Genomic DNA, 24,306 nt, shown 5'->3' with positions numbered 1-24,306 from the left:
CCAAGAGCCGGTGGCCACCCCCGTATTCCTGACGGTCGATACCGAATTCGCCTGGCGCTATCATGCCGCGGGGTATGATCTCGATACGATCTACATGCGGTCGCTGGAGCCTGCAGGCGTCGGGCTCACCTATCAGCTGGGCGAACTTGCGCGGTATGGGCTCAAGGCGTGCTTCTTCGTCGACCCGATGCCGGCGGTGCTGTTCGGTCTCGATCCGGTTCGTCGGATGGTCGATACGATCCTGGCCGCGGGGCAGGAAGTGCAGCTGCATCTCCACGCCAACTGGACCGGTGCGACACGCGGCGATCACGGCGCCACGTTCGGGCATTTCGCGCTCTACAAATACAGCCTGGCGGAGCAGGTCGATCTGCTGGTCCAGGCGCGCGACCTGCTGATCGCGGCGGGGGCGCCGGCGCCGATCGCGTTTCGTGCGGGCAGCTATGCCGCGAACGACGACACGCTGACCGCGCTCGCCTCGCTCGGGTTCGTCTATGACAGCAGTCACAACGGCGCCGAGGCGCCGGAGATGAGCCGCATCGGACTGTCGCCGCGTCAGGTTGCACCGATCGAGCGTAGGGTGATCGAGGTGCCGGTGACGGTGATCGAGGACAGTCCGGGCAGGCTGCGGACGTTCCAGCTCTGCGCGCTGTCGGTCGGCGAAAGCTATGATGCGCTGGAACACGCCGCGGTGTCGGGGCATGCGGCGGTGACGATCGTCAGCCACGGCTTCGAGCTCGCCAACCGCCGCGGGACGCGGGCCAATATGGTGCATGTCCGGCGGTTCCGCGCGCTGTGCGCCAACCTGGCGGAGATGCGCGACGTGCTGCCGACGGCGCATTTCGCCGATCGCCCGGATCTGCCGCTGGACCGCGCCGATGAGCCGCTTGCGCCCGACCGGTTGCGCAAACGTTGGCGGCAGGCGGAGCAGCTCTGGTCGAACTGGGTCGCGGAACGGGCATGACTCCGGTGGTGCCGTTGCGGTTCCAGGTCGGCGCGCGGACCTTGGCCGCGGTTCCTCGGCGGCTGGTGCGGATGGCGCTGTCGCTCGACGCGGTGCTGGCAGCGGCGGTGCCGGCCTTGCCGCGGTTGCCGGACGATGCCGATGGGTTTCTGGTGACGTCGGTGCCCGAGGCAGCGATCGACGGCTTCGTGCCGGCCGGGCTGCTGTGCGCCGTCCGGCAGCGGTATGTTCGGTATCACATCGATTTCGGGGTCGGTGTCGAGGCCTGGCTGGCTGGGCTGTCAGGCAGCGCGCGATCCGGGCTGAAGCGGAAGGCGAGGAAGCTGGCGGCGGCGTCCGGCGGAACGCTCGATATCCGGGCCTATCGTACGGTGGAAGAGATGCGCACGTTCCATCCGCTGGCACGGGCCGTGTCTGCGACCACGTACCAGGAGCGGCTGCTTGGGGCCGGGCTGCCGGAGGATGTTGCGTATTGCGTGGAACTGGCAGCGGAGGACCGGATACGCGGCTGGCTGTTGTTCGTCGGCGACGCCCCAGCGGCCTATCTGTGCTGCACGGCGGAGGGGGAGTCGCTGCGCTACGATCATGTCGGGCATGATCCCGCGCATGACACACTGTCGCCAGGTGCGGTGCTGCAGATGGAAGCGATGCGCGCACTGTTCGACGACCGTTTCGCGCGGTTCGATTTCACCGAGGGAGAGGGGCAACACAAGCGCCAGTTCGCGACTGGCGGAACCGCATGCGTCGACCTGCTGTTGCTGCGGCCGACACTGTCGAACCGCGCGATCCTCGCAGCGCTAGGGGCGTTCGACGGCGCGGTGGCGTGGGCAAAACGGGCCAGTGCGCACCCGGCGCTGCAGCCGCTGGCAAAGCAGGTGCGGCGATAGGCGTTCGCGCTATAGTCCCGCCATGCACCTGCGCACCTCCGCCATCGTCGTCGCCGTTCGCCAGCATGGCGAACACGGTGCGGTCGTGCGGGCGTTGACACGGGACGATGGGGTGCAGCCTGGCTATGTCCGCGGCGGACGGTCGCGGCAGCTGCGGCCGGTGCTGCAGCCGGCGAATACCATCCAGGGCGAATGGCGTGCGCGGACCGGCGAGCAGCTCGCGGCGCTGACGGTCGAGCTGATCCACAGCCGCGCCGCGCTGCACGGCGAGCCGCTCGCCGCCGCGGCGCTGGAATGGACGACCGCGCTGACCGCGACCGCGCTGCCCGAGGCGCAGGCCTATCCGCGGGTGTACGGTGCGCTGGGCGGGGTCCTCGATGCGATCGAGGCGGCGCCGTCGGCGCGGGGATGGGCGGCGGCGCTGGTGCGCTACGAGCTGTTGCTGCTTGCGGAACTCGGGTTCGGGTTGGACCTGGAGACCTGCGTGGCGAGCGGATCGACCGCGGATCTCGATTTCGTCAGCCCCCGCAGCGGGGCCGCGGTCGGGCGCGGCGCGGCGCACGGGTATGAGGCCAAGCTGCTGCCGCTGCCGGCGTTCGTGCGCACCGGCGGGGCGGCCGAATGGGACGATATCTTCGACGGGCTGCGACTGACCGGGCATTTCCTGGCGCGCGACATTCTGGTCGATCGACGCGCCGAGACGCTCGCGGCACGCGACCGGCTCGTGGATCGGTTGAAAAGGGCGGTTGCGTGACGCAGGTTCCCCCGGCACAGGCGGCCGCGAGGAGATCATCATGCCCCTGATCGCGATACTCGCCGGCGACGGCATCGGCCCCGAAGTCACCGCGCAGGCCCGCCGCGTGCTGGACGCGCTGGGCCTCGACCTCAGCTATGAGGAGGCGCTGGTCGGCGGCGCGGCGTATCATGCCGAGGGCCATCCGTTGCCGCCCGCGACGCTGGCGCTGGCGCGGCGGGCGGATGCGATCCTGTTCGGCGCGGTCGGCGATCCGAGCTGCGACGCGCTGGAACGGTCGCTGCGTCCGGAGCAGGCGATCCTCGGGCTGCGCAAGGAACTCGGGCTGTTCGCGAACCTGCGCCCGGCGACGCTGTTCAAGGGCCTCGAAGACGCCTCGGCACTGCGTCCCGAAGTCGCCAGCGCAATCGACCTGGTCATCGTCCGCGAGACCAATGGCGATGTGTATTTCGGCGAGAAGGGGTTCCGGACGACCGCCGCCGGTCGCCGCGAAGGCTATGACGTGATGTCGTACGACGAGGACGAGGTCACCCGTATCGCCCGTGTCGGGTTCGAAACCGCGCGGACGCGAAACCGCCGGCTGTGCTCGATCGACAAGGCCAACGTCCTGGAAACCTCGCAACTGTGGCGCGATGTCGTCACCGCGCTGTCCGCCGACTATCCCGATGTCGAACTCAGCCACATGTATGTCGACAATGCCGCGATGCAGCTGGTGCGCAATCCGGGCCAGTTCGACGTGATCGTGACCGGCAATCTGTTCGGCGACATCCTGTCGGATCAGGCGAGCATGTGCGCAGGGTCGATCGGGATGCTGCCGTCGGCGACGCTGAACGGATCGGGGCAGGGGCTGTACGAGCCGATCCACGGGTCGGCGCCCGACATCGCCGGGCAGGGCAAGGCCAATCCCTGCGCTGCGATCCTGTCCGCGGCGATGCTGTTGCGGCATTCGCTGGGGATGGAAGAGCCCGCCGCGCGGATCGAGGCGGCGGTTGCGGCGGCGATCCTGGCCGGCGCGCGGACGCCCGACCTCGGTGGCACGCTGTCGACCGCGGCGATGGGCGATGAGGTGCTGGCACGGCTTTGACCAGGCCCGACCTTCTCGAACTCGCGGTCGTCATCCCGACGTTCAACGAGAAGGCGAACGTGCCCACGCTGATCGCGAAGCTGGACCAGGCGCTGGTGGGCGTGAACTGGGAGGCGATCTTCGTCGACGACGATAGCCCCGACGGCACCGCAGCCGAGGCGCGCGAGATCGGCCGGCTCGATCCGCGGGTTCGTGTGATCCAGCGGATCGGCCGGCGCGGGCTGTCCTCGGCGTGTATCGAGGGGATGTGCGCGACCGCGGCGCCGGTGGTCGCGGTGATCGACGGCGATCTGCAGCATGACGAGACGCTGTTGCCGGCGATGCTCGACCTGTTGCGTGGCGACGACCTCGACGTGGTGGTCGGCTCGCGGTTCGTCGCGGGCGGCGGCACCGGCGCCTGGGACCGCGACCGGGTGGCGAAGTCGGCGCTGGCGACGCGCCTGTCCCGCCGCGTGCTGAAGGCGGACCTGAGCGATCCGATGTCGGGCTTCTTTGCGATCCGGACGCAGGTGGTGCGCGACCTGACGCCGCAATTGTCGGCGATCGGGTTCAAGATCCTGCTCGACCTGCTGACCGCCTCGCCCAAGCCACTGCGCTTCGTCGAGCTGCCCTACACGTTCCGGGTGCGGACCGAGGGCGAGAGCAAGCTCGATCACGTCGTCGCGATGGAATATCTGATCGCGCTGTACGACCGGATGTTCGGACGGATCGTGCCGGTGCGGTTCGCGATGTTTTCGGCCATCGGCGTGCTCGGCGTCGGCGTCCACATGAGCGTGCTGACCGCGCTGTATCTCGGCCTGGGCGCGTCGTTCCTGGCGGGCGAGATCGTCGCGACGCTGACGGCACTGACGGTCAATTTCTTCCTCAACAATGCGCTGACCTATCGCGACCGGCGGTTGAAGGGCTGGCGGCAGTTGCTCGACGGGTGGGTGTCGTTCGCGCTGATCTGCGCGGTCGGTGCGGTCGCCAATGTCGGTGTCGCGGCGTTCATGCACACCGTCGAGAACGGCGCCTGGGCGGCATCGGCGTTGATCGGGGTGCTGATCGGCGCGGTCTGGAACTACGCGCTGTCGTCGAAATTCACTTGGGGGCGGTATTGAGGCTCTGCCCAGAGCGACCCAAGAAAGCGTTGACGGAAACTACCAATAGTTAGAACATGATCTCAAATGATGCGGCGGTGCGAGGCGCAGCGACTGCACGCTGGAGAGACCATGACCGATACCGCGATCAGCCGCCGCACGTTCATTTCGAGCACCGCGCTGGCGGGCAGTCTGGCGGCGATACCGGCGGCGGTCGACGCGGCGCCAGCGATCGCCAAGGGCGACAGCGATGCGCGGTGGCTCGACGGTGCGCCGCTCAGTCACGAGGGGCAGAGCTGGGGTCAGCCATGGCCGCGCGGCACAAAGCTGGCGAAGGGTTATCGGCTCGGCGACGACGCGGTGCAAAGCTGGCCGATGGCGTATTGGCCCGACGGTTCGATTAAATGGACCGGCCACGCGATCGCCGCCGATGCGGGCCGCACGGATGCGCTGGTCGTGCGGCCGGGTACGGTTGCGAAATCGGCGATACCGGTAGCGGTCCGCGAGACGACGGATACCGTCGAGGTCGCGGTGGGACCGCGGAAGTGGGTGATCGGGCGGCGCGGCGAGGCGCTGATCGTCTCGGCCAGCGTCGGCGCGCGCGAGACGCTGCGCAACGTCCGCTTGGTCGCGACGATGCAGGACGGGCCGGACGAGGACGATGGCGCCACCCCTGCAACGACGCGCGCGACGGGGACGATCGATGCGGTGACGATCGAGCAGCGCGGACCGGTGCGCGCGGTGATCAAGATCGATGGGCATCACGGCGCGGGTGCGATGCCGTTTTCGCTCCGGCTGTATTTCCATGCGGGGGCGCAGTCGGTGCGGATCGTCCACAGCCTGGTGTTCGACGGCGATCCCGCGAAAATGTTCGTGCGCGGGCTGGGGCTGACCGGCGACGTCCCGATGGGCGATGCGCCGCACGACCGCCATGTCCGGTTCGCGGGCGAAAAGGGCGGGTTGTGGGGTGAGGCGGTGCGGCCGCTAACCGGTCTGCGTCGCGATCCGGGCAAGGCGTTCCGCGACGCACAGGTCGCGGGCGTGCGCACCCCCGCCGAAGCCGCGATGCCGGCCCACGTGCGCGGCGAACTGCGCTACATCCCGGCCTGGGGCGACTTCACGCTGCGCCAGCCGAACTCGGACGGGTTCACGATCACCAAGCGGACCAAGCCGGGGCATGGCTGGATCGATGTCGACACCGCCGGGCGCGCGCCGGGGCTGGGCTATGTCGGGGGCGTGAGCGGCGGCGTGGCGTTCGGGATGGGCGATTTCTGGCAGCGCCCGCCGGTGCGGCTCGATATCCGCGACGCCGCGACGGACACCGCGCGCTTCACGATCTGGTACCACGCGCCCGACGCACCGGCGATGGACCTGCGCTTCTATCACGACGACATGGCGATGACGGATTACACCCGCCAGAACCAGGGCCTCGACATCACCTATGAGGATTTCGAGCCGGGCTGGGGCGACTCGCTCGGGATCGCACGGACGACCGAGTTCCGGCTGTGGGCGCTGGAGGCGACACCGGCGCGCGATCGCCTGGTCGAGATGGCGACGCTGGTTTCGCACCCGCCGCGGCTGGTCGCGACGCCGCAGCGCATCCACGAGGCCGGGCTGTTCGGCATCTGGGCGCCCGACAAGACCGGCGGCGGCGCGGCGCAGGCGGCGATCGAGCAGCGGAGCGGCCGCGAACTCGATTTCTATGTCGGGCAGGTCGAACAGCGGCGCTGGTACGGCTTCTGGAACTACGGCGACGTCATGCACAGCTATGACAACGACCGGCATGTCTGGCGCTACGACATCGGCGGGTTCGCGTGGGACAATAGCGAGCTCTCGACCGACCTGTGGCTGTGGTACGCGTATCTGCGCACCGGCCGCGCCGACCTGTTCCGCATGGCGGAGGCGATGACGCGGCACACCAGCGAGGTCGATGTCTATCATGTCGGCCGCTTCAAGGGGCTGGGGACGCGCCACGGCGTCCAGCATTGGGGCGACAGTTCGAAGCAGCAGCGCGTCTCCAACGCCGCGTTCAAGCGCTTCTATTACTACATGACCAGCGACGAGCGGTGCGGCGACCTGATGCATGCGCTGGTCGACAGCGACTATGCGTTGCAGACCGTCAACATCGGCCGGAAAGTCGGCGCGCGGGACGAGGGCTCGCTGCCCCCCGGCGGCGCCTCCGCGGTGGCGACGACGGCGGCGCTGCCCGCAGGCCAGGTGTTCGTGCAGTTCGGGACGGTCTGGGGATCGATGCTGGGCGCATGGCTGACCGAATGGGAGCGCACCCGCGACACCCGCTGGCGCGACCGGATCGTGGCGGGGATGGAATCGATCGCCGCGCTGCCCAAGCAATGGTTCACCGGCGGTGCGCCGTTCGACCTCAAGACCGGGCGGTTCGTGGGCAATGCCGATCAGGTCAGCCTCAGCCACCTGAACGGGGTGTTCGGGGTGTTCGAGATCACCGCCGAGCTGTTGCAGCTGGTCGACGTCCCCAAATACCGCGAGGCGTGGCTCGATTATTGCGCGTTCTACAACGCGCCCGATGCCGCGTTCCGCGCGAAGACCGGATCGGGCGGCAAGGGACGCGGTTTGCGCCAGGCACATTCGCGCTTCACCGCTTATGCCGCGCGCGAACGGAAGGATCCGGCCTTGGCGCGGCGAGCGTGGGCGGAGTTCGTCGGACCGGGCGACCGCGAGGGTCGCGACCAGTCGCGCGCGTCGCACCGGGTCGAGGGCGCCTCCGTGCTCAAGCCGGTCGACGAGATCACCGAGGTCTCGACCAACGACGCCGCGCAATGGGGGCTGACCGCGACCGCGAACCTGGTGCTGCTCGCCGATGTGATGGATAGCGCACCGTGACACGGTGGGCCGTGCTCGGCTTGCTAGCCTGCGCAGCAGCGGGTGACGCGCGCGGTGGCCTGGCCCAGTGGCGGGTCGAGGCGGACAAGGGAAGCGCGCACGTCTCGATCCGCGACGGCGTGCTCGACGTCGACTCCCCCGATGGCGTGACGCTCTGGTACCGCCAGCGACTGAGCGGTCCGGTGCGGATCGACTATGACGTGATGGCGGTCTCGGCCGGCGGCGCCAACGACGCGGTCAGCGATGCCAACGCGTTCTGGATGGCCCGCGACCCGGGAAAGCCGACCCTGCGCCCGCGCGACGGCGCGTTTGCGAGCTATGACGATCTCGAAACCTATTATGTCGGGATCGGCGGCAACCGGAATACGACGACGCGGTTCCGCCGCTATATCGGCCGGCCGGGGAATCGGCCGCTCAGGCCTGAGGACGACCGCCAGGCACCGGCCGACATGCTGAAGCCCAATGTCTGGATGCACGTGCGGCTGATCGCCGATGGCGGCCGTATCGCGGTGGAGCGTGACGGCAAGCCGCTGTTCGCGCTGACCGACGCCGCGCCGTACACCAGCGGCTGGTTCGGGGTGCGCACGACCAAGAGCCATCTGCGCATCCGCAACGTCCGGATCACCGCACTCGAGCGCTGAACCCGAAAAAAAGGCCAGGCACGCGGCCTGGCCATAGCGAACGGCTGCACGTCGGGGTGTCGGCAGCCGCGACATGCCCGGTCCGTCGGGACCGGGCACGATCTCGATTAGAACTTAAGCTGGTACGATGCGAAGAAGCGCTGGCCGGCGTAATAATATTCGATCGGTCGCGCCTTATCGATGTAGCTCTTCGACGATTCCTTGTTGATGTTCGAAATCTCCATCGACAGCTGGCTGTGCAGATCCGGCAAGCGGAACGTTACCTTCGCATCGATATAGCCTTCGGCGCGGCGATAGATCGGGCTGTTGTCGAAGTTGACGTCTGCTACCGTTGTCAGCCAGTTCGACCGGTAATTGTAGTTGACGCGGATGTTGAGCCAATCCTTGTCGTAGAAGAAGCTGGCGTTCGCGGTCCATTTCGACAGACCGGGATAGTCGTTGAGCGGCAGGCCGGTCGCGACGTTGGTCAGGTTGGTGCGGATTGCGCGCGCATAGGTGAAGTTGCCGCTGGCGCCGAAGCCGTCGAACGGCGCGGGCAGGAAGGTGAACGCGGTCTGCGCACTGCCCTCGATACCGTCGAGCAGCGCGCCGAAGCCGTTCGCCGGTTGCCGGATCGTGAACAGGTTGCCGTCCTTGAAGAGATCGACGTCGTTGCGGACGATGTTCTGGACGACGAAGCTGGCCTCGTATTTCTTGAAGTAACCAAGGCTGAGCGCGGTGTCGCGGTTGGGGAACCAGCCGAGGTTCACTTCCCACTGGTCCGCCCGATAGGGTACGAGATCGGGGTTGCCGCCGACGCAGGCATCCTGGGCGCCGGTGATGTCGGTGACGTCGTCGACGCAGTTGACGTTGGGTACGAGATCGGTCGGCTTCGGGCGCGCGAGATTCTTGGCCCAGTTGGCGCGGAACGTCAGGTTCGGCGTAATCTCGAGCGCCGCGTTGAACGCCGGCAACCAGTCGGTGTAGCTGTTCTTGAGCGACAGCGAGTTGGCGCCGAGGATGACCGTCTCGATCACGGCCGGGATGCCGGCAACGCCCGTACCGGGGCGGATGCGGGTCGTGCGGCTGATGTTGGTACCGGTGCCCTCGTCGCTCGTCTTGACGTAGCGCAGACCGGCGTTGCCGGTGAGGCGCATGCCAAGAAGGTCCTGTTCGAAGTCGCCCTGGATATAGGCAGCGGCGACCTTCTCCTTGATGAACACCGCCGGGATCTGCGACAGGCCGTCGGCACTGCGGACCAGATCCTGATCGAAGCCCGACAGGTCGTAGACCTGGCCAAGGCGATCATAGTTGATCGTCGGGACGGAAAGCTGCGACGGCAGTCCGTCCGGCGCGCCCTTTAGGCCGCTGAACAATGGAGCACCCGGCAACTGGCCGGTGTTGGCGGCGATGAACGTCGCGTACTGCGCCTGCGTCATGTAATAGGTATTGGGCGCGCGCACCGCCGGCGGTGTGTTGGTGACGACCGTGGTGTACGACACGTTGGCGCTGGTCTGATAGACGGCAGCGACCGCCGGTGCACCGGTCGACGGATTGGCCGATACCGCAGGCGTCAGCAGTCGCGTGCCGCCGCCGGAATAGTTCTTGTACTGCTGCCAACGGAACTGGCCGCCGTATTCGATGGTCGTCAGGAACGGCAGATTGGTCTCGAAATCTGCATCCAGCTTCAGCTGGTCTTCCTTGTTGTTGTTGTCGGTCGGACGATACTGGACGGTCGGGCCAGCCTGGCGACCGTCGGCGTTCACGCCGCCGGGGCGCACATAGGCACCGGTCGAATTGGGGTCGAAGTTCTCGGGAAAGACGAAGACGGGAATGCCGAGGCCGTTACGGCGATCGATGGTGATGCCGCTGATACCGGTCGAATAGGCTACCAGATTGGTGTCGCCCACGGTGCGGCCGGTCGAATGCGAGGCGAGCGCCTTCACCTTCAGACGGTCGAGCGTCCAGTCGAACCCGGTCAGGTAATAACGCGTGGTCTGGTCGTACGAGAAGTCGCGGCGCTGCACGCCCAGGATGTTGCTGGCACCGTTCCAGACGGGCGCGGCGGCGGTGCCGACGTTGACCGAGTTGAGCGCGGTCAGCGCGCTGGTGACGACGTGGTTCTCGCTCGTCGAGGTGCCGGCCGAGATCTGCGGACGCGAGGTCGCGCCGTTGAGCCCGGCGGGCAGCGCCGCGTCATAATTGAAGCGTTCGAACCGCGCGAGGTCGAGCGAGTAGTTGACGTCGTTGAGTTGCTGGTTGCGGTTGTTGACCACGGCTTCGGCATAGGCGCGGAAATTGGGCGCGAACTCGTACTGGACCTGGAAGTCGCCCGAGATGCGCTTATCGTTGATCCGGCGCTGGCGCAGCCGGGGAACGGTCGGGACCCAGTCGAAGAACTGCGTCTCGCAGGCGAGACGGCGTGCGGTCGCCGCAGCGGTATTCGCGCCGCCGACGCCCGCGCAGCTGGCATAGGTGTTGAAGTTGGCATAATCGGGATTGGCGACGGTCTTCTCGTTTGACCGGTCGAAATCGGCGATCCGCTTCCAGTTGGTGTTGCTGATGTAGTCCTGGCGAAGCTGCTTGTTCTCATACGTCACGTTGGCGAGGACGCCGAGCCCGTCGATCAGGAAGTGCGGCGTCCCGATGAGAGCGGTAATGCGCGGGCGCCAATTCTCCGTCGTGTCGAGATGCTGCCCGGAGACGACCAGCGACCCGAGCGCCTTTTTCAGCTCGAGCGGACGCCGCGTTTCGATGCTGACGGTGCCGCCCAGACCACCTTCGGTGAGGTTTGCGGAATAGCCCTTGTAGACGTCGATCGACTTGACGAGTTCGGTGGCGAGTTCGCGAAAATCGCCCGAACGGCTGCCGTCGGCGCTGGCCTGGGTGACGCCGTTGACTTCGACACGGTTGAGATCGGGCTCGACGCCGCGGATCGAGACCTTGGTGCCTTCGCCGAAGTCGCGATCCAGCTGGACGCCGGTGACGCGGGCGAGCGAGTCGCCGACGTTCTTGTCGGGGAAGCTGGCGATGTCGTCGGCGACGATCGAGTCGACCACGGTGCCGGCGTTGCGCTTGCGCGCGATCGCGGACTGCAGCGAGGCGCGGGTGCCGACGACGATGACGTCGGCATCGTCGGCTGCGTCTGGGGTTGCGACGGACGACGGCGATGCCAGTGCGTCGGCTTGTGCCGGTGCGGTCTCGGGCTGCGGCTGCGTTGCGGGTGCGGCTTGCGGCGACACCTTGGGGGCGTCAGTCGGGGCCGCGGTCTGTGCGCTGGCGATGCCGCAGGCCAGGACGATCGCCATCGACGACGTCGTGGCACGGACGGCGCGCGACAGGCGGCGGGTCGGGGAACCGGATACTGGAATACGCTGAATGTCGGCCATGTCTGTCCTCACCTGGACGCCGTGCCCGAACCGTCGGGGGGCGCTGACCCGCATGTCTGGCGACGCGGTATGGCCGGTGATTAAGTTGCCAACATGTGGAATGCAATAATATAGATTGGAAAAATGACAGATCTGATATGATATGCCAGTTGATGTGACATAAATGCACACGAGGAGTGGGACAGGATGACGATCGGACTCAAGGGGCTATGGCTGGCAAGCGCATGCATCGCGCTGGCGCCGGCTGTGGCAGGCGCGCAATCGGTTGCCCGCGTCACGGAGCGACTCGATCGCGGCGTGGTCGCGGTGCCCGCACAGGGCGGCGGGGTGCTGGTCAGTTGGCGGTCGCTGCAGGCCGACCCCAAGGCGGCCCGGTTCGACGTCTACCGCGACGATCGCAAGATATCGACCACGCCGGTGACCGATTCCACCAACTTCGTCGACGCCAAGGGTGACGGGACCGGCCGCTATTCCGTGCGCATGGCAGGCACGAAGGCATCCGCCGGGTCGGCGACGGTGTGGAAGGCCGGCTATCTGTCGATCCCGCTGGTGCCGCCAGCGGACGGCGTGACGCCGTCGGGCGAGCGCTACAGCTACAATGCCAACGATGCGAGCGTCGGCGATCTGGACGGCGACGGACGGTACGAGATCATCCTGAAATGGGATCCGACCAACAGCCACGACAACAGCCAGGCGGGGTACACCGGCGACGTCTATGTCGATGCCTATACGCTGGAGGGCAAGCGGCTCTGGCGGATCGACCTCGGTCGCAACATCCGTGCCGGCGCGCATTATACCCAGTTCCAGGTCGCGGATTACGACGGCGACGGCCGTGCTGAGGTGGCGATGAAGACCGCCGACGGCACCGTCGACGGCGGCGGCAAGGTGATCGGCGACAAGAACGCGGACTGGCGCGGGCGCGAAGGCGAGGTGCCGCAGCGCGATCGCACCGGCGCAAAGGTGCTGCCTAACGGCACCAAGGTGGCACCGCTCGAAGGACGCATCATCAAGGGCCCCGAGTTCCTGAGCGTGTTCGACGGACGTACCGGCCGCGCGCTGGCGACCGCACCCTATGATCCGCCACGCTCGGCCAGCCTGAACCCGAGCTATGACGAGATGGATCGCGTCTGGGGCGACGGGTATGGCAACCGCGTCGACCGGTTCCTGGCCGGCACCGCCTATCTCGACGGGCACCTGCCGAGCATGGTGTTCGGGCGCGGCTATTACGCGCGCACCGTGGTCGCCGCCTGGGACTATCGCGGCGGCAAGCTGACGAAACGCTGGACCTTCGACACGTCCGCACCGGGCAATGCCGACTATGCCGGGCGCGGCAACCACCAGTTGAGCATCGCCGATGTCGACCATGATGGTCGCGACGAGGTGATCTATGGATCGATGGCGATCGACGACACCGGCAAGGGGCTGTGGACCGACCCGCTGTTCCACGGCGACGCGATGCATGTCGGCGACCTAGACCCGTCGCGTCCGGGTCTCGAGAAGTTCGGCGTCCACGAGGAGGTCAAGCGCAACGGCGGGATCGGCTCGGCGTTGCTCGATGCTCGCACCGGCGAGATCCTGTGGACCAAGCCGGCCGAGACCGACACCGGACGCGGCCTGTCGGCGGATATCGACCCGCGGCATCTCGGCGAGGAGATGTGGGGATCGAACTCGCCCGACCTGTTCGACGTCCACGGCAAGGCGATCGGCCCGCATCCGCGCCAGACCAACTTCGCGATCTGGTGGGACGGCGACCGCCTGCGCGAGCTCCTCGACGGCACCACGATCAGCAAATGGGACTGGCGTACCGGCACCACGACCACGCTGCTGAAGGCGGAGGGGATGGCGTCGGACAACGGCACCAAGTCAAACCCGACGTTGCAGGCCGACCTGATCGGCGACTGGCGCGAGGAAGTAGTGTGGCGCAGCGCCGACAATCGCGAGCTGCGGATCTACACCACGCCGATCCCGACCACGCATCGCTATGTCACGCTGATGCAGGACCCGGTCTATCGCGCCGGGATCGCGTGGCAGAACACCGCGTACAACCAGCCGCCGCATACCGGGTTCTATCTGGGCGAGCCGACCGAGACAGAGGACGTGAAATAGGGGCGGGTTGAGGGCACGCCGCTACACTCTCGTCATCCCAGCGCAGGCTGGGATCTCCCGGTTCGGGTCGGAAGCCCTGCCGCATGAGACCCCAGCCTGCGCTGGGGTGACGAGTGGTTGGGCTAGGGCCGTACTTTCAACCCATGCCGTCCCGCAAAGACGAGATACTGCTGGAGCCACACATTCGCGCTGCCGTCGGGCTTGAGTAGCGGCGCGCCGTGCCCGCCCTTCTCGATGATGTAGAGCTCCGACGGGATCGCCGCGGCTTGCAGCGCCTCGAACATCCGGATGCTGTTGGCGGCCTTGACGGTGGCGTCGTCGGCGGCGTGGCCGAGCAGCGTCGGCGGCATGTCCGCGGGCAGGTCGTTCTCCGCCGAATAGCGCGCGGCGGTGGCGTCGTCGGGGTTCGTCCCGAGCAACTCGCGCCGCGATTGCGGATGCGCGAGCGGTCCCATCATCGTGATCACCGGGAACATCAGCCCCGCGGCGACCGGCCGTGCGGACAGCCGGTCGGCCGCGTCGACCGGCGCGTAGGTGGCGAGCGACGCCCGCGACGCGAGCCGCGCGGCGACGTGGCCGCCGGCCGAGAAGCCGATCGTCGCGACCGAGGCGGGATCAATTCCCCAGGTCGCCGCGCGAGAGCGGATGACGCGCATCGCGCGCTGCGCATCCTGCAACGACGTGTCCGGGCCGGCCGCCCAGTGATCGTGCGGCAGGCGATACAACAGCTCGAACGCGGTGATGCCCTGGCTGGCGAACCAGCGCGCGACCGTCGACGGCTCGCGCCCGATCGCGACCCGCGAATAGCCGCCGCCGGGGATCATCAGCACCGCGCCGCCGGTCGGCGCGGCCGCCGGAGAAACCGTCAGCATCGGCGTCGCAACGTGCGGCCAAGCGATGTCGTCGGCAGCGCCGGTCGGCGATCGCTTGACGAAGGCATCGACCACCGCGGGTGTCGGCATGCCGGGCGCGGCACCCGGCCAGATCGGGAACCGCGCGGCGGCGGGCGCAGCGCTTGCCGACCGAGCGATGGACGCGGCGAGCGTCGCGGCGACGGGGGCAGCGATGAGGGTGCGGCGGTCGATCATCTCAGCAGGCCGGTCCGCCGGCGGGGTCGGCGCGGGTCAGCGCCGGTCGGCCGCCATGGACGTGCGCGGCGATCGGCAGTTTCAGCTCGCTGAGCGAGGTCGCCACGATGTCCGCGATGCGACGCGCGCCGAGTTCGCTGAAATGCGTGTCGTCGTCGACGCCGTTCGGATAGCCGGGGGCACCCGCCGCGCCCTTGTAGTGCAGATAATATCGCGCCGAGTCCTCCGGGCCGACCCCCTCGATCCAGCGTTCGGACAGGGCGGCGAGGTCGATGATCGGCGTACCCGTCTCCGCCGCGACGCGTTTTGCGGCGTCCGAATAGGTCGGGAAGCTGCGCGTGGGATGACCGCCTGCGAAGGCGCGGCGCGTGACCGGCGTCAGCAGCACCGCGCGCGCTCCTGCGGCGGTGGCGACGCCGATGAAGCGCTTCAAATTGGCCTCGTAATCCGGGATCGGGGTATAGCGTTCGGGCTTTGCCGTGTTGGCGTCGTTGTGTCCGAACTGGATCAGCAGCGTGTCGCCCGCGCGGATATCGCGCGCGATGCCGTCGAGCCGACCTTCGACCATGAAGCTCTTGGTACTCCGTCCCCCGATCGCGCGGTTCTCGACGATTATGCCCGGGTCGACTGCGCAGCGCAGCATCGTGCCCCAGCCCGACTGCGGATATTTGTCGGGCTTGTAATCCTGCGCGGTGGAATCGCTGGCGATGAAGATCCGCGGTGGCGTAGGTGCCTGCGCGATCGACGGCGTCACGGCGACAGCGGCGAGCAGGGCGGCGGCAGTGCGGAGTCCGAAGTTACGCATGGGCATCCTATTCGACGAAGGGTTCGACCTGAACGTGGCGCCCGCGGAGGAAGGCGTCGGCGACCAGCCGCAACGGCGCGATATCGACATCCGACGTACCGGCGCGGACGATCTCGGCGAATCTGGCATAGAGGCCAGGGTATTCCCCGTGCAGCGCGGTGCCAACCGGAGTCTCGCCATCCGGCAGCGAAAGCTCGCCGCCGCCCTTGGCCAGCGTCAGCGTGCCGGCATCGGTCTCGACGACGATGTCCCAGCTTTGCGGACCCTCCTGGCGGAAATCGAGGTCCATCGCGATCGCGGTCCCCTGCGTATCGCGGAAATCGACCCGTGCCGCGATCGGCGCGGCGCAATTGGCGGGCACGTCCAGTTCGGCCTGCTCGACGAAAAAGGCATGCGGCAGGATCTGCGTGGCGATCGACAGCGCGTTGATCCCCGGATCGAACACGCCGAAACCGCCCGGTTCCCAGATCCAGTGCTGCCCGGGATGCCAGGCGCGGACGTCCTCGCGCCACGTGATCGTCGCCTTGGCGATCGTGCGGTCCGCGAGCCAGGCACGCGCGGGCTCGACACCGGCGGCGTAGCGCGAGTGCCAGCTGGCGAACAGGCTGATCCCCGCGGCGTCGGCCGCATCGCAAAGCGCGACGACCTCGGCGAGCGTGGCGCCCGGCGGCTTTTCGAGGAAGACGTGCCAGCCCTTGGCGATCGCGGTCATCGCGATCGCGCGACGCACCTGCGGGGGCGTGCAGAGCGCGACGGCATCGACCGCTACGCCGCTGGCCGCAAGCTCATCGATCGTCTTGAAGAACGGCAGGCCATCGGTCGCCTCGCCGCTGCGGCTGACGGTCGCGACCAGTTCGAAATCTGGATTGGCGGCAATTGCGGGCAGATGCTGGTCGTGCGCGATCTTGCCCATGCCGATCACTGCGAGGCGGATCGGGTCGCTCACAGCGCGCGCACGGTGACGGATGCAGCGGGTGCGAACGCGAGCGTGTTGCGCAACGGCAGCGTGAACGGCGCGGCCTCGATCTCGAAGACGTCGCCAGCTTGTGTCTGGATACCGTCGGCACAGGACAGCGTCGCGGTTCCGAAGAAGTGGACATGGACGTCGCCCGGGCGGCGGAACGGCGCGTATTTGAAGTGATGGCCCTCCAGGTTGCCGAGCGCGTGCGACATGTTGTCCTCGCCGGTCAGGAACGGCTTTTCCCACAGGGTCGCGCCGTCGCGAACGATGCGGCTGGTGCCGCGCACGTCGGCGGGGGGCGTGCCGAGCAGCAGTTCGGGCCCAAGCGAGGCCTGGCGCAGCTTCGAATGCGCGAGCCACAGATAGTTGTGGCGTTCGGTGACGTGATCGCTGAACTCGTTGCCGAGCGCGACGCCGAGGCGGAACGGCGTGCCGTCCGCGCCGATCAGGTAGATGCCGGCGAGTTCGGGTTCCTCGCCGCCGTCGAGCGCGAAGGATGGTGCATTGAGCGGTGCTTCGGGGGCGACCAACGACTGGCCGTCGCCCTTGTAGAACCATTCGGGCTGTGCGCCGGTCTCGCCGGGCGCAGGGCGGCCGCCGTCCATGCCCTCGAGGAAGAGGCGCATCGAATCGGTCTGCTTGCCCTCTGCCGCGGCCTTGTGCATCGCGTCGCGACCGGAGGCCGAGCCGAGATGCGTCAGCCCGGTGCCGGCGAGCATCAGCCGCGCGGCATCGGGGTGATCGATCGCGGGCAGCAGGCGACCGGCGGCGAGTTCGGCGACAAGGTCGACCGTCTCGTCGGTCAACCGCGCCTGTGCGGCTTCCGCCAGTGTCGTGCCCTCGGCAATCGCGATACCGGCGAGCGCCAGCGTCGTCTCTACACCCGACACGACATGCGCGGCGTCGCCATCGGCAAAGATCACCCGGCGCGTACCTGCGGCATCACGGTGTTGGATCAGGCGTTGGGCCATCACACGAGCTCCTTCAGCGTGTCGACATACCGTTGGGCATCGCGTGCGACATCCTGCGCGGACTTGCCGACGCGGTACAGGTTGGAACCGAGGCCGAAACCGTCGGCACCGGCGTCGCGCCAAGCCTGCATCGTCTCGGGGGTGATGCCGCCGACCGCGAGGACCTTGGCATCCTTCGGCAAGACCGCGCGCTGCGCCTTGAGATAGGCGGGCGCCGCACCCTCGGCGGGGAACAGCTTCAGACCATGCGCGCCGGCGGCGAGGGCTGCGAAGGCTTCGGACGGCGTGTAATAGCCGGGCAGCGAGATCAGGCCGGCGGCGACGCTGGCGCGGATCACGTCGACGTCGGTGTTGGGCGACACGATCAGGGTACCGCCGGCGTCGGCGACGCGCTGGACGTTGGCGGTGGTCAGCACGGTGCCGGCACCGATGATCGCGCGGTCGCCCAGGCGCTTGGCGAGCAGCGCAATGCTCTCGAACGGATCGGGTGAATTGAGCGGCACTTCGATCAGCGTGAAGCCGGCTTCGACCAGCGCGTCGCCGATCGCGGGCGCTTCCGCCGGGGTCAGGCCGCGCAGCACCGCGACCAGGGGGCAGGCGGCAAACGCCTTTTCGAATTCGGCGGCAGGATCGGTCATCGGGTCAGTCCCCAGATTGCGTGGATGCCGGCAAGGAAGCCGGCCTGGTTGTCGACCGCGATCACGCGGCCGCCGCGCGCGGTGATCGCCACCGCGTAGAGATCGGCGAGCGGTCCGCTCGCGAGCAGGTGGACGTCTCGGTCGCGCAGGTCGCGCGCGCCGACATCGGCACCGATCAGGACGCCGCTGGCGAACGCCGCGGCATCCTCGGCGGGCAGTGCGCCGAGCAGAACGGCGGCGCGCACTTCGAACAAGGCGACGGTCAGGTCGGTCGCGCCAGCACCGCGGGCGATGCCGTCGCGAAAGGCGGTGCCGTCGGCGACCGCGCCGTCCAGCATGCCCTTGAGAACGCCGTTGTCGCGGAGCAGCGCGAACAGCTCGCCGGTCATCGCGGTCGAGACGTCGACGATCCTGCCGCGCTCGACGTGAACCCATTTGTTATGCGTGCCGGGCTGGCAGAACAGCGCATCGGCCGGCGCCAGCCTCGCGGCGATCGCGCCGAGCACCTGGGCTTCTTCGCCGCGCATCACGTCGCTGCGCGGTCCGGTGAGGCAGACCCCGGGCACGATCAGGACGTCCTCATCCTGCACAGTCGCGCATGCGGCGGTCAGCGCGGCGAGGTCGGCCGGACAGGGCACATAGGGCGCGTCGACCCAGCCGCGGGTCGATCCGATCATCCCCGCGGCGATGACCGGCAGCGCGCCGAGCCGGTCGCGCAACCCGGCGATTTCCTTCGGATAGTCCGACCGTTCGATCGCGAGCACGCCGCGATCGTCGCGGACGGTGTCGAGTACCGCGCCGTCCGCATCGATCAGATAGGCGCGGCGATTGGTGGTGCCCCAATCGACCGCGATATAGGCTCCGGTCGCTGCGCCGTTCACGCAGGCGTGCCGTCGACCAGCTTAGGTCCTGCAGCACCATCGCGCACGTCCGCGGGCAGCAGCGACGCGGGGAGGTCCTGATAGCAGACCGGGCGCAGGAAGCGGTCGATGGCGAGGCTGCCGACCGATGTCGAGCGGCCGTCCGAGGTCGCCGGGAAGGGACCGCCATGGACCATCGCGTGGCTCACTTCGACGCCGGTGGGCCAGCCATTGACGAGGATGCGACCGACTTTCCGCTCGAGCAGCGGCACCAGTTCGGCGGCGGCGTCATGGTCGCCCGCGTCAAGCTGGATCGTCGCGGTCAGCTGACCCTCGAGCGAGCGCAGCACCTGCTTCACTTCGTCCAGGTCGCGGCAGCGGATGACCAGCGACGAGGCGCCGAACACCTCTTCACCGAGCGCGGCGTCGGCCAGGAAGGCGCTGGCGTCGGTGGTGAACAGCCGCGCCATCTCGCGGGCGATGCCGTCGCCTTCCAATCCGGCCGCGACCTGCTTGACCGCGGGGTTCGCCGCGAGCGCCGCAGTACCGGTGGCGAAGGCTTCGCGGATGCTGCCGGTCAGCATCGGCTGCGGGTCGTGGCCCGTCATCGCGGCAACCGCCGCGTCGACGAACGACGAGAGGCCGTCGCCCTCGATCGCGAGCACGAGGCCGGGATTGGTGCAGAACTGCCCCGACCCCATCGTCAGCGACCCGACGAACGCGGTCCCCAGCGCCGCGCCGCGTGCGGCGAGTGCGGCGGGCATCAGCACGACCGGGTTGATGCTCGACATCTCGGCATAGACCGGAATCGGCACGGTGCGCGCCTGTGCGAGCTGGACGAGCGCGAGGCCGCCGCGGCGCGAACCGGTAAAGCCGACCGCGGCGATCCGCGGGTCCTGCACCAATGCGGTACCGAGATCGTTGCCGGGGCCGCGGACATGGCCGAACACGCCGTCGGGCATGCCGGTACGCGCCGCCGCGGCGCGGATCGCGCCGGCGACCATCTGGTCGGTGCCGGGGTGCGCAGGGTGTCCCTTGACCACCACCGGGCAGCCTGCGGCGAACGCGGCCGCGGTGTCGCCGCCCGCGGTCGAGAAGGCGAGCGGGAAGTTGGACGCGCCGAACACCGCGACCGGGCCGAGCGGGATCATCCGCATCCGCAGGTCGGACCGCGGCATCGGCGCCCGGTCGGGCAGCGCGCTGTCGAGCCGCACCTGGCGCCAGAGGCCGGCGCGGACGACGTCGGCGAACAGCTTCAGCTGGCCGACGGTGCGACCGCGCTCGCCGGTGAGGCGGGCCAGCGGCAGGCCGCTCTCGCGGTGCGCGGTCTGAAGCAGCTCGTCACCGAGCGCGACGATCTCTTCGCCGATCGCCTCGAGGAAGGTGGCGCGGGTGTCGGCATCGGTGGCGCGGTAGGCGTCGAAGGCGGCATCGGCGGCGGCACAGGCGGCCGCGACATCGTCGAGCGTGCTGACCGAATAGGCGGCGATCGGCTTGCCGGTAAGCGCTTCGATCGCGTCGAATTGCGTGTTGGTACCGTCGGTCATCGCTCTCACCTGTTCTGTCTGACTAATCATCGGCTATAGGCAGTCGCCACGCCGCCATCAATATGGGCACGAACGGTTCGACGAGGAGAGGGTAGATGGAAAACGCAGTCAGGACGGTCTGGCAGGGGGGCATGATGCTCGGCGAGGGGCCGGTCTGGGATGGTGCCGCGGGCCAGTTGTGGTTCGTCGATATCAAGCAGCACCGCGTCCACCGGCTCGATCCCGCCACCGCCGCGGTCGAGACCTGGCCGGCGCCTGCGCAGATCGGCTGGGTGCTGCCTGCTGAGGGCGGCAAGTTGATCGCCGGGCTGCAGAGCGGGCTGGCGACGTTCGACCCCGAGACCGGCGCGTTTACCCCGCTGGCCGAGGTCGAGCCCGACCTGCCGGGCAATCGGCTCAACGATGCGACGGTCGGTGCGGACGGGACGATATGGTTCGGGTCGATGGATGACGGTTGCGAACTGGCGACCGGCCGGCTGCACCGCTTCGACGGCACTGCGGTGACGGCCACCGCGCTGCCGCCGGTGCCGATCACGAACGGCCCGGCCTTCGCCCCCGATGGCGGCACGCTGTACCATGTCGATACCGCTGGCGGGGTGCTGCACGCGGTGACGATCGACGCCGACGGCGAGCCGGGCGCGATGCGTGACTTCGTGCGGATCGATCCCGATCACGGCAACCCGGACGGCGCGATCACCGACAGCGAAGGCAATGTCTGGGTCGGTATCTGGGGCGGCTGGTGCGCGCGCTGTTATGCGCCCGATGGCAGTTTGCTGCGCGAGGTGCGGTTCCCCTGCGCCAACGTCACCAAGATCGCGCTGGGTGGGCCGGACCTGAAGACGGCCTATGCGACGACGGCGAAGGGCGATCTGACCGACGCCGAACTGGCGGAGCAGCCCGAGGCGGGGAGCGTGTTCACGTTCGCGGTCGAGGTGCCCGGGAACGCGGTACCGATCGCGCGGCTCGCGAGCCGCTAGTCGCCGCCTGATCCGTCATCCCCGCGAAGGCAGGGATCTCCCGGTTCGAGCCGCGTGGCCCGTCGCGGGAGACCCCAGCCTTCGCTGGGGTGACGGCGTTTTGGGTAGGGTAACGGGATTGGCGAGGGCGTGTGGCCCTAGCCCTGCGCGCCCCGCACCACCGGCTTCGAGCCCCACAGCGCGTAGAACAGGATGTAGAGTTCGCACACGGCGGTCAGGAAGAACGACGTCTGCAGCCCGTAGCTGTCGGCGAGCCACCCCTGCACCACGACCAGCGCGCCACCGGCGATCGCCATGATCAGCAGCCCCGAGCCTTCCTCGGTCAGCGGCCCCAGGCCACGGATGCCGAGGGTGAAGATCGTCGGGAACATGATCGAGTGGAACAGCCCGACCGAGATCAGCGCCCACATCGCGACATGGCCGGTGGTGACCGCGGCGATCAGCATGACGATCGTCGCACCGACGCTGGCGACGGCAAGCGCATGCCCGGCATCCATCTTCTGCATCACGAACGCGCCGACCAGGCGGCCGACCATCATGCCGCCCCACAGCAGGAACAGATAGTTCGACGCCTGCTGGTGCGTCAGGTTGCCGATCTGGGGCTGCGAGACGAAGTTGATGAACAGGTTGCCGACGCCGATCTCGGCGATCAGGTAGATGAAGATCGCGGGGATGCCGAACACCAGGTTGCGGTGCGCCCAAAGCGAATGGCCCTTGCGGTCCGCCTTGGCGTGGCGCTGCGTGGCGGCACCCATCGCCGGCAGCGGGAAGCGCGCGATAATCACGGCGAGCACCGCCAGGATCACAGCGACGATCACGTAGGGGAGCACCACCGACTGCGCATCGGCGAGCTTCTCCGCAGGCGTCAGTGCCGCGGCCCCCGCCATCGCGGTGCCCGAGGTGGTGCGGCCGAGGATCAGGTACCCGCCGAACAGCGGCGCGAGCGTCGCGCCGGCGGAGTTGAACGCCTGGACCAGGTTGAGCCGCGACGAGGCTGTCTCGGGCTTGCCGACCACTGCGACATACGGGTTGGCCGCGACCTGCAACAGCGTGATGCCGCTGGCGATGACGAACAGCGCGAACAACGTGACGCCATAGGACGGCAGCCGCGCCGCCGGCACCATGACCAGCGCGCCGACCGCCATCATCGCCAGGCCGATGACCATCGAGCGCTGATAGCCGACGCGTTCGATCAGCTTGGCCGACGGAATCGAGGCGAAGAAATAGGCGATGAACCACACCGATTCGATCAGCGTGGTCTGTGTGTAGGACAGGTCGAACACGCTGCGCAGATGCGGCAGCAGCGTGCCGTTGATGACCGTGATGAAGCCCCACATGAAGAACAGGCTGGCGAGCAGGGTCAGCGCCGACCGGTACGAGGTCGGTGCATCCCCAGTGGGAGCCGTGCCCGTCGGGGCGGCAGTCAGCGGGGGTCCGGCCATCAGTGTCTCCTTGGTCGCAGGCGGCACTTCGTCGCGCTTGCGTTCTTTCCATATGTCTGACTAAATTTACCGCGACCGGTCAACGGAAAATCATCGACGCACAGGAGTGGGATCATGAGGGGTATCGCTACCACGGTTTCGTGGGCGCTGGTCGCGAGCGCGCTGCTCCCGGCAACCGCGGCACACGCCGCCAAGGCCGAGCGTGCGCCCTGGGGCAAGCTTGCGGACGGTACCGCGGTCGAGGCGGTGACGCTGACCGGCGCGGACGGGGTCAGTGCGCGGATCGTCAGCTATGGCGCGCTGCTGCAAGCGTTCAACACGCCCGATCGCACCGGCAAGATCGCCGACATCACGCTCGGCTATGATCGGCTGCAGGACTATCTGGATCATCCGAACTACTGGGGCCAGACCATCGGCCGCTATGCCAACCGCATCGCCGGGGGCAGCTTCACGCTGGACGGCAAGGTCTATCAGCTGACCAAGAACGACAAGACCAACGCGCTGCACGGCGGCCCCAAGGGGTTCGACAAGCAGGCCTGGAAGGTCGTGTCGATCATGCAGGGTGCGCAGGCCAGCGTCACGCTCGCGCGCACCAGCCCGGCGGGCGAGGAGGGGTATCCCGGCACGCTGAAGGTGCAGGTGACCTATAGCCTGGACGATCACGGCGCGCTGACGATCGATTACGCCGCGACCAGCGACGCGCCGACGGTGGTCAACATGACCAACCATGCGCTGTTCAACCTGGGCGGCGAGGGCGCACCCGTCGACGTGCTCGCGCACCGGCTGACCATTCCCGCCGCGCGCTACACGCCGGTCAACGAGCGGCTGATCCCGACCGGCGAGCTGAAACCGGTGGCAGGCAGCGTGTTCGATTTCACCCGCGGGCGCATCCTGTCGGACGGCGTGCGTGACGGGCGCGATCCGCAGATCGTGTTCGGACATGGCTACGATCACAATTTCGTGCTCGACAAGGGCCTCACCAAGACCCCGGAGCTGGCCGCGCGGCTGGAGGATCCGGCGTCGGGCCGCGTCCTCGAACTGCTCACCACCGAGCCGGGCGTGCAGGTCTATACCGGCAATTTCCTCGACACGACGCTGATCGGCAAGCAAGGCCATCTGTACCGGATGAGCGACGGCATCGCGCTCGAACCGCAGAAGTTTCCGGATACGCCCAACCAGCCGGCGTTCGGATCGGCACGCGTCGACCCGACGCATCCCTATCACCATCGCCTGATCTTCCGCGTCTCGACGACGCGCTGACCTGACCTTCCGGAGCTT

At 68.1% G+C, this 24,306-nt stretch carries 19 protein-coding genes; 10 read left to right on the top strand and 9 right to left on the bottom strand.

Going from position 1 to position 24,306, the window contains the following annotated elements; genetic code table 11:
- The first annotated feature begins 10 nt into the window (after positions 1-10).
- From SJY20_RS15960 to SJY20_RS15930, 7 genes are all read left to right on the top strand, one after another.
- Positions 11-961, top strand: coding sequence for a polysaccharide deacetylase (locus SJY20_RS15960; RefSeq protein WP_380787898.1), 951 nt, complete (start codon positions 11-13; stop codon positions 959-961).
- Positions 958-1,848: a GNAT family N-acetyltransferase gene (locus SJY20_RS15955; protein ID WP_380787897.1), complete on the top strand. Its 891-nt coding sequence runs from the start codon at positions 958-960 to the stop codon at positions 1,846-1,848. Before SJY20_RS15960 ends, SJY20_RS15955 begins: the two co-directional genes overlap by 4 nt.
- 22 nt (positions 1,849-1,870) lie before the next feature.
- On the top strand, positions 1,871-2,602 hold the full coding sequence (gene recO, locus SJY20_RS15950) for a DNA repair protein RecO (protein ID WP_380787896.1): 732 nt from the start codon (positions 1,871-1,873) through the stop codon (positions 2,600-2,602).
- Between the two features lie 40 nt (positions 2,603-2,642).
- Positions 2,643-3,686, top strand: coding sequence for a 3-isopropylmalate dehydrogenase (gene leuB / locus SJY20_RS15945; RefSeq protein WP_380787895.1), 1,044 nt, complete (start codon positions 2,643-2,645; stop codon positions 3,684-3,686).
- Complete coding sequence (locus SJY20_RS15940; RefSeq protein ID WP_380787894.1) at positions 3,683-4,786, top strand: glycosyltransferase family 2 protein; 1,104 nt, start codon at positions 3,683-3,685, stop codon at positions 4,784-4,786. The genes leuB and SJY20_RS15940 overlap by 4 nt, the downstream gene beginning before the upstream one ends.
- A 111-nt stretch (positions 4,787-4,897) precedes the next feature.
- Positions 4,898-7,624 carry a Tat pathway signal sequence domain protein gene (locus SJY20_RS15935; RefSeq protein ID WP_380787893.1) on the top strand — a complete coding sequence of 909 codons (2,727 nt, stop codon included), beginning with the start codon at positions 4,898-4,900 and terminating at the stop codon, positions 7,622-7,624.
- The gene (locus SJY20_RS15930; RefSeq protein WP_380787892.1) at positions 7,621-8,265 is read left to right on the top strand and encodes a DUF6250 domain-containing protein; all 645 of its coding nucleotides are present in this window, start codon (positions 7,621-7,623) and stop codon (positions 8,263-8,265) included. The genes SJY20_RS15935 and SJY20_RS15930 overlap by 4 nt, the downstream gene beginning before the upstream one ends.
- A gap of 107 nt (positions 8,266-8,372) precedes the next feature.
- On the opposite strand, the gene SJY20_RS15925 is transcribed toward SJY20_RS15930, so the two are convergent.
- On the bottom strand, positions 8,373-11,633 hold the full coding sequence (locus SJY20_RS15925; protein WP_380787891.1) for a TonB-dependent receptor: 3,261 nt from the start codon (positions 11,631-11,633) through the stop codon (positions 8,373-8,375).
- Positions 11,634-11,819: 186 nt separating this feature from the next.
- Between SJY20_RS15925 and SJY20_RS15920 the strand changes: the two genes are divergently transcribed.
- Entirely contained in the window at positions 11,820-13,739 is a 1,920-nt protein-coding gene (locus tag SJY20_RS15920) for a rhamnogalacturonan lyase (RefSeq protein WP_380787890.1), read from the top strand.
- Between the two features lie 122 nt (positions 13,740-13,861).
- Here the strand turns inward: SJY20_RS15920 and SJY20_RS15915 are convergent, their stop codons facing one another.
- The 7 genes from SJY20_RS15915 to SJY20_RS15885 are packed head-to-tail and all read right to left on the bottom strand — an operon-like array spanning position 13,862 to position 20,609.
- Positions 13,862-14,827 (bottom strand): alpha/beta hydrolase, encoded by a 966-nt coding sequence (locus SJY20_RS15915; protein WP_380787889.1) that lies wholly within the window; start codon positions 14,825-14,827, stop codon positions 13,862-13,864.
- A 1-nt stretch (position 14,828) separates the two neighbouring features.
- A complete protein-coding gene (locus SJY20_RS15910) occupies positions 14,829-15,632 on the bottom strand; it encodes a rhamnogalacturonan acetylesterase (RefSeq protein WP_380787888.1) in 804 nt (267 codons plus the stop codon).
- A 7-nt stretch (positions 15,633-15,639) separates the two neighbouring features.
- Positions 15,640-16,578, bottom strand: coding sequence for a Gfo/Idh/MocA family protein (locus SJY20_RS15905; protein WP_380787887.1), 939 nt, complete (start codon positions 16,576-16,578; stop codon positions 15,640-15,642).
- On the bottom strand, positions 16,575-17,564 hold the full coding sequence (araD1, locus tag SJY20_RS15900; protein ID WP_380787886.1) for an AraD1 family protein: 990 nt from the start codon (positions 17,562-17,564) through the stop codon (positions 16,575-16,577). Before araD1 ends, SJY20_RS15905 begins: the two co-directional genes overlap by 4 nt.
- The gene (locus tag SJY20_RS15895) at positions 17,564-18,202 is read right to left on the bottom strand and encodes a 2-dehydro-3-deoxy-6-phosphogalactonate aldolase (RefSeq protein ID WP_380787885.1); all 639 of its coding nucleotides are present in this window, start codon (positions 18,200-18,202) and stop codon (positions 17,564-17,566) included. Before SJY20_RS15895 ends, araD1 begins: the two co-directional genes overlap by 1 nt.
- Positions 18,199-19,083: a 2-dehydro-3-deoxygalactonokinase gene (locus tag SJY20_RS15890; RefSeq protein WP_380787884.1), complete on the bottom strand. Its 885-nt coding sequence runs from the start codon at positions 19,081-19,083 to the stop codon at positions 18,199-18,201. Before SJY20_RS15890 ends, SJY20_RS15895 begins: the two co-directional genes overlap by 4 nt.
- Positions 19,080-20,609 carry an aldehyde dehydrogenase (NADP(+)) gene (locus SJY20_RS15885; RefSeq protein WP_380787883.1) on the bottom strand — a complete coding sequence of 510 codons (1,530 nt, stop codon included), beginning with the start codon at positions 20,607-20,609 and terminating at the stop codon, positions 19,080-19,082. Before SJY20_RS15885 ends, SJY20_RS15890 begins: the two co-directional genes overlap by 4 nt.
- Before the next feature lie 95 nt (positions 20,610-20,704).
- Here SJY20_RS15885 and SJY20_RS15880 point away from each other — a divergent pair, with 95 nt between their 5' ends.
- Positions 20,705-21,586 (top strand): SMP-30/gluconolactonase/LRE family protein, encoded by an 882-nt coding sequence (locus tag SJY20_RS15880; RefSeq protein ID WP_380787882.1) that lies wholly within the window; start codon positions 20,705-20,707, stop codon positions 21,584-21,586.
- 137 nt (positions 21,587-21,723) lie between these two features.
- Here the strand turns inward: SJY20_RS15880 and SJY20_RS15875 are convergent, their stop codons facing one another.
- On the bottom strand, positions 21,724-23,028 hold the full coding sequence (locus SJY20_RS15875) for a sugar MFS transporter (RefSeq protein WP_380787881.1): 1,305 nt from the start codon (positions 23,026-23,028) through the stop codon (positions 21,724-21,726).
- A 114-nt stretch (positions 23,029-23,142) separates the two neighbouring features.
- Here SJY20_RS15875 and SJY20_RS15870 point away from each other — a divergent pair, with 114 nt between their 5' ends.
- Complete coding sequence (locus SJY20_RS15870) at positions 23,143-24,288, top strand: aldose epimerase family protein (protein ID WP_380787880.1); 1,146 nt, start codon at positions 23,143-23,145, stop codon at positions 24,286-24,288.
- The last annotated feature ends 18 nt before the right edge of the window (positions 24,289-24,306 follow it).

The organism is Sphingomonas sp. R86521 (assembly GCF_042466235.1).
GTDB lineage: Bacteria > Pseudomonadota > Alphaproteobacteria > Sphingomonadales > Sphingomonadaceae > Sphingomonas.
This window is presented reverse-complemented; position numbering and strand designations above follow the sequence as displayed.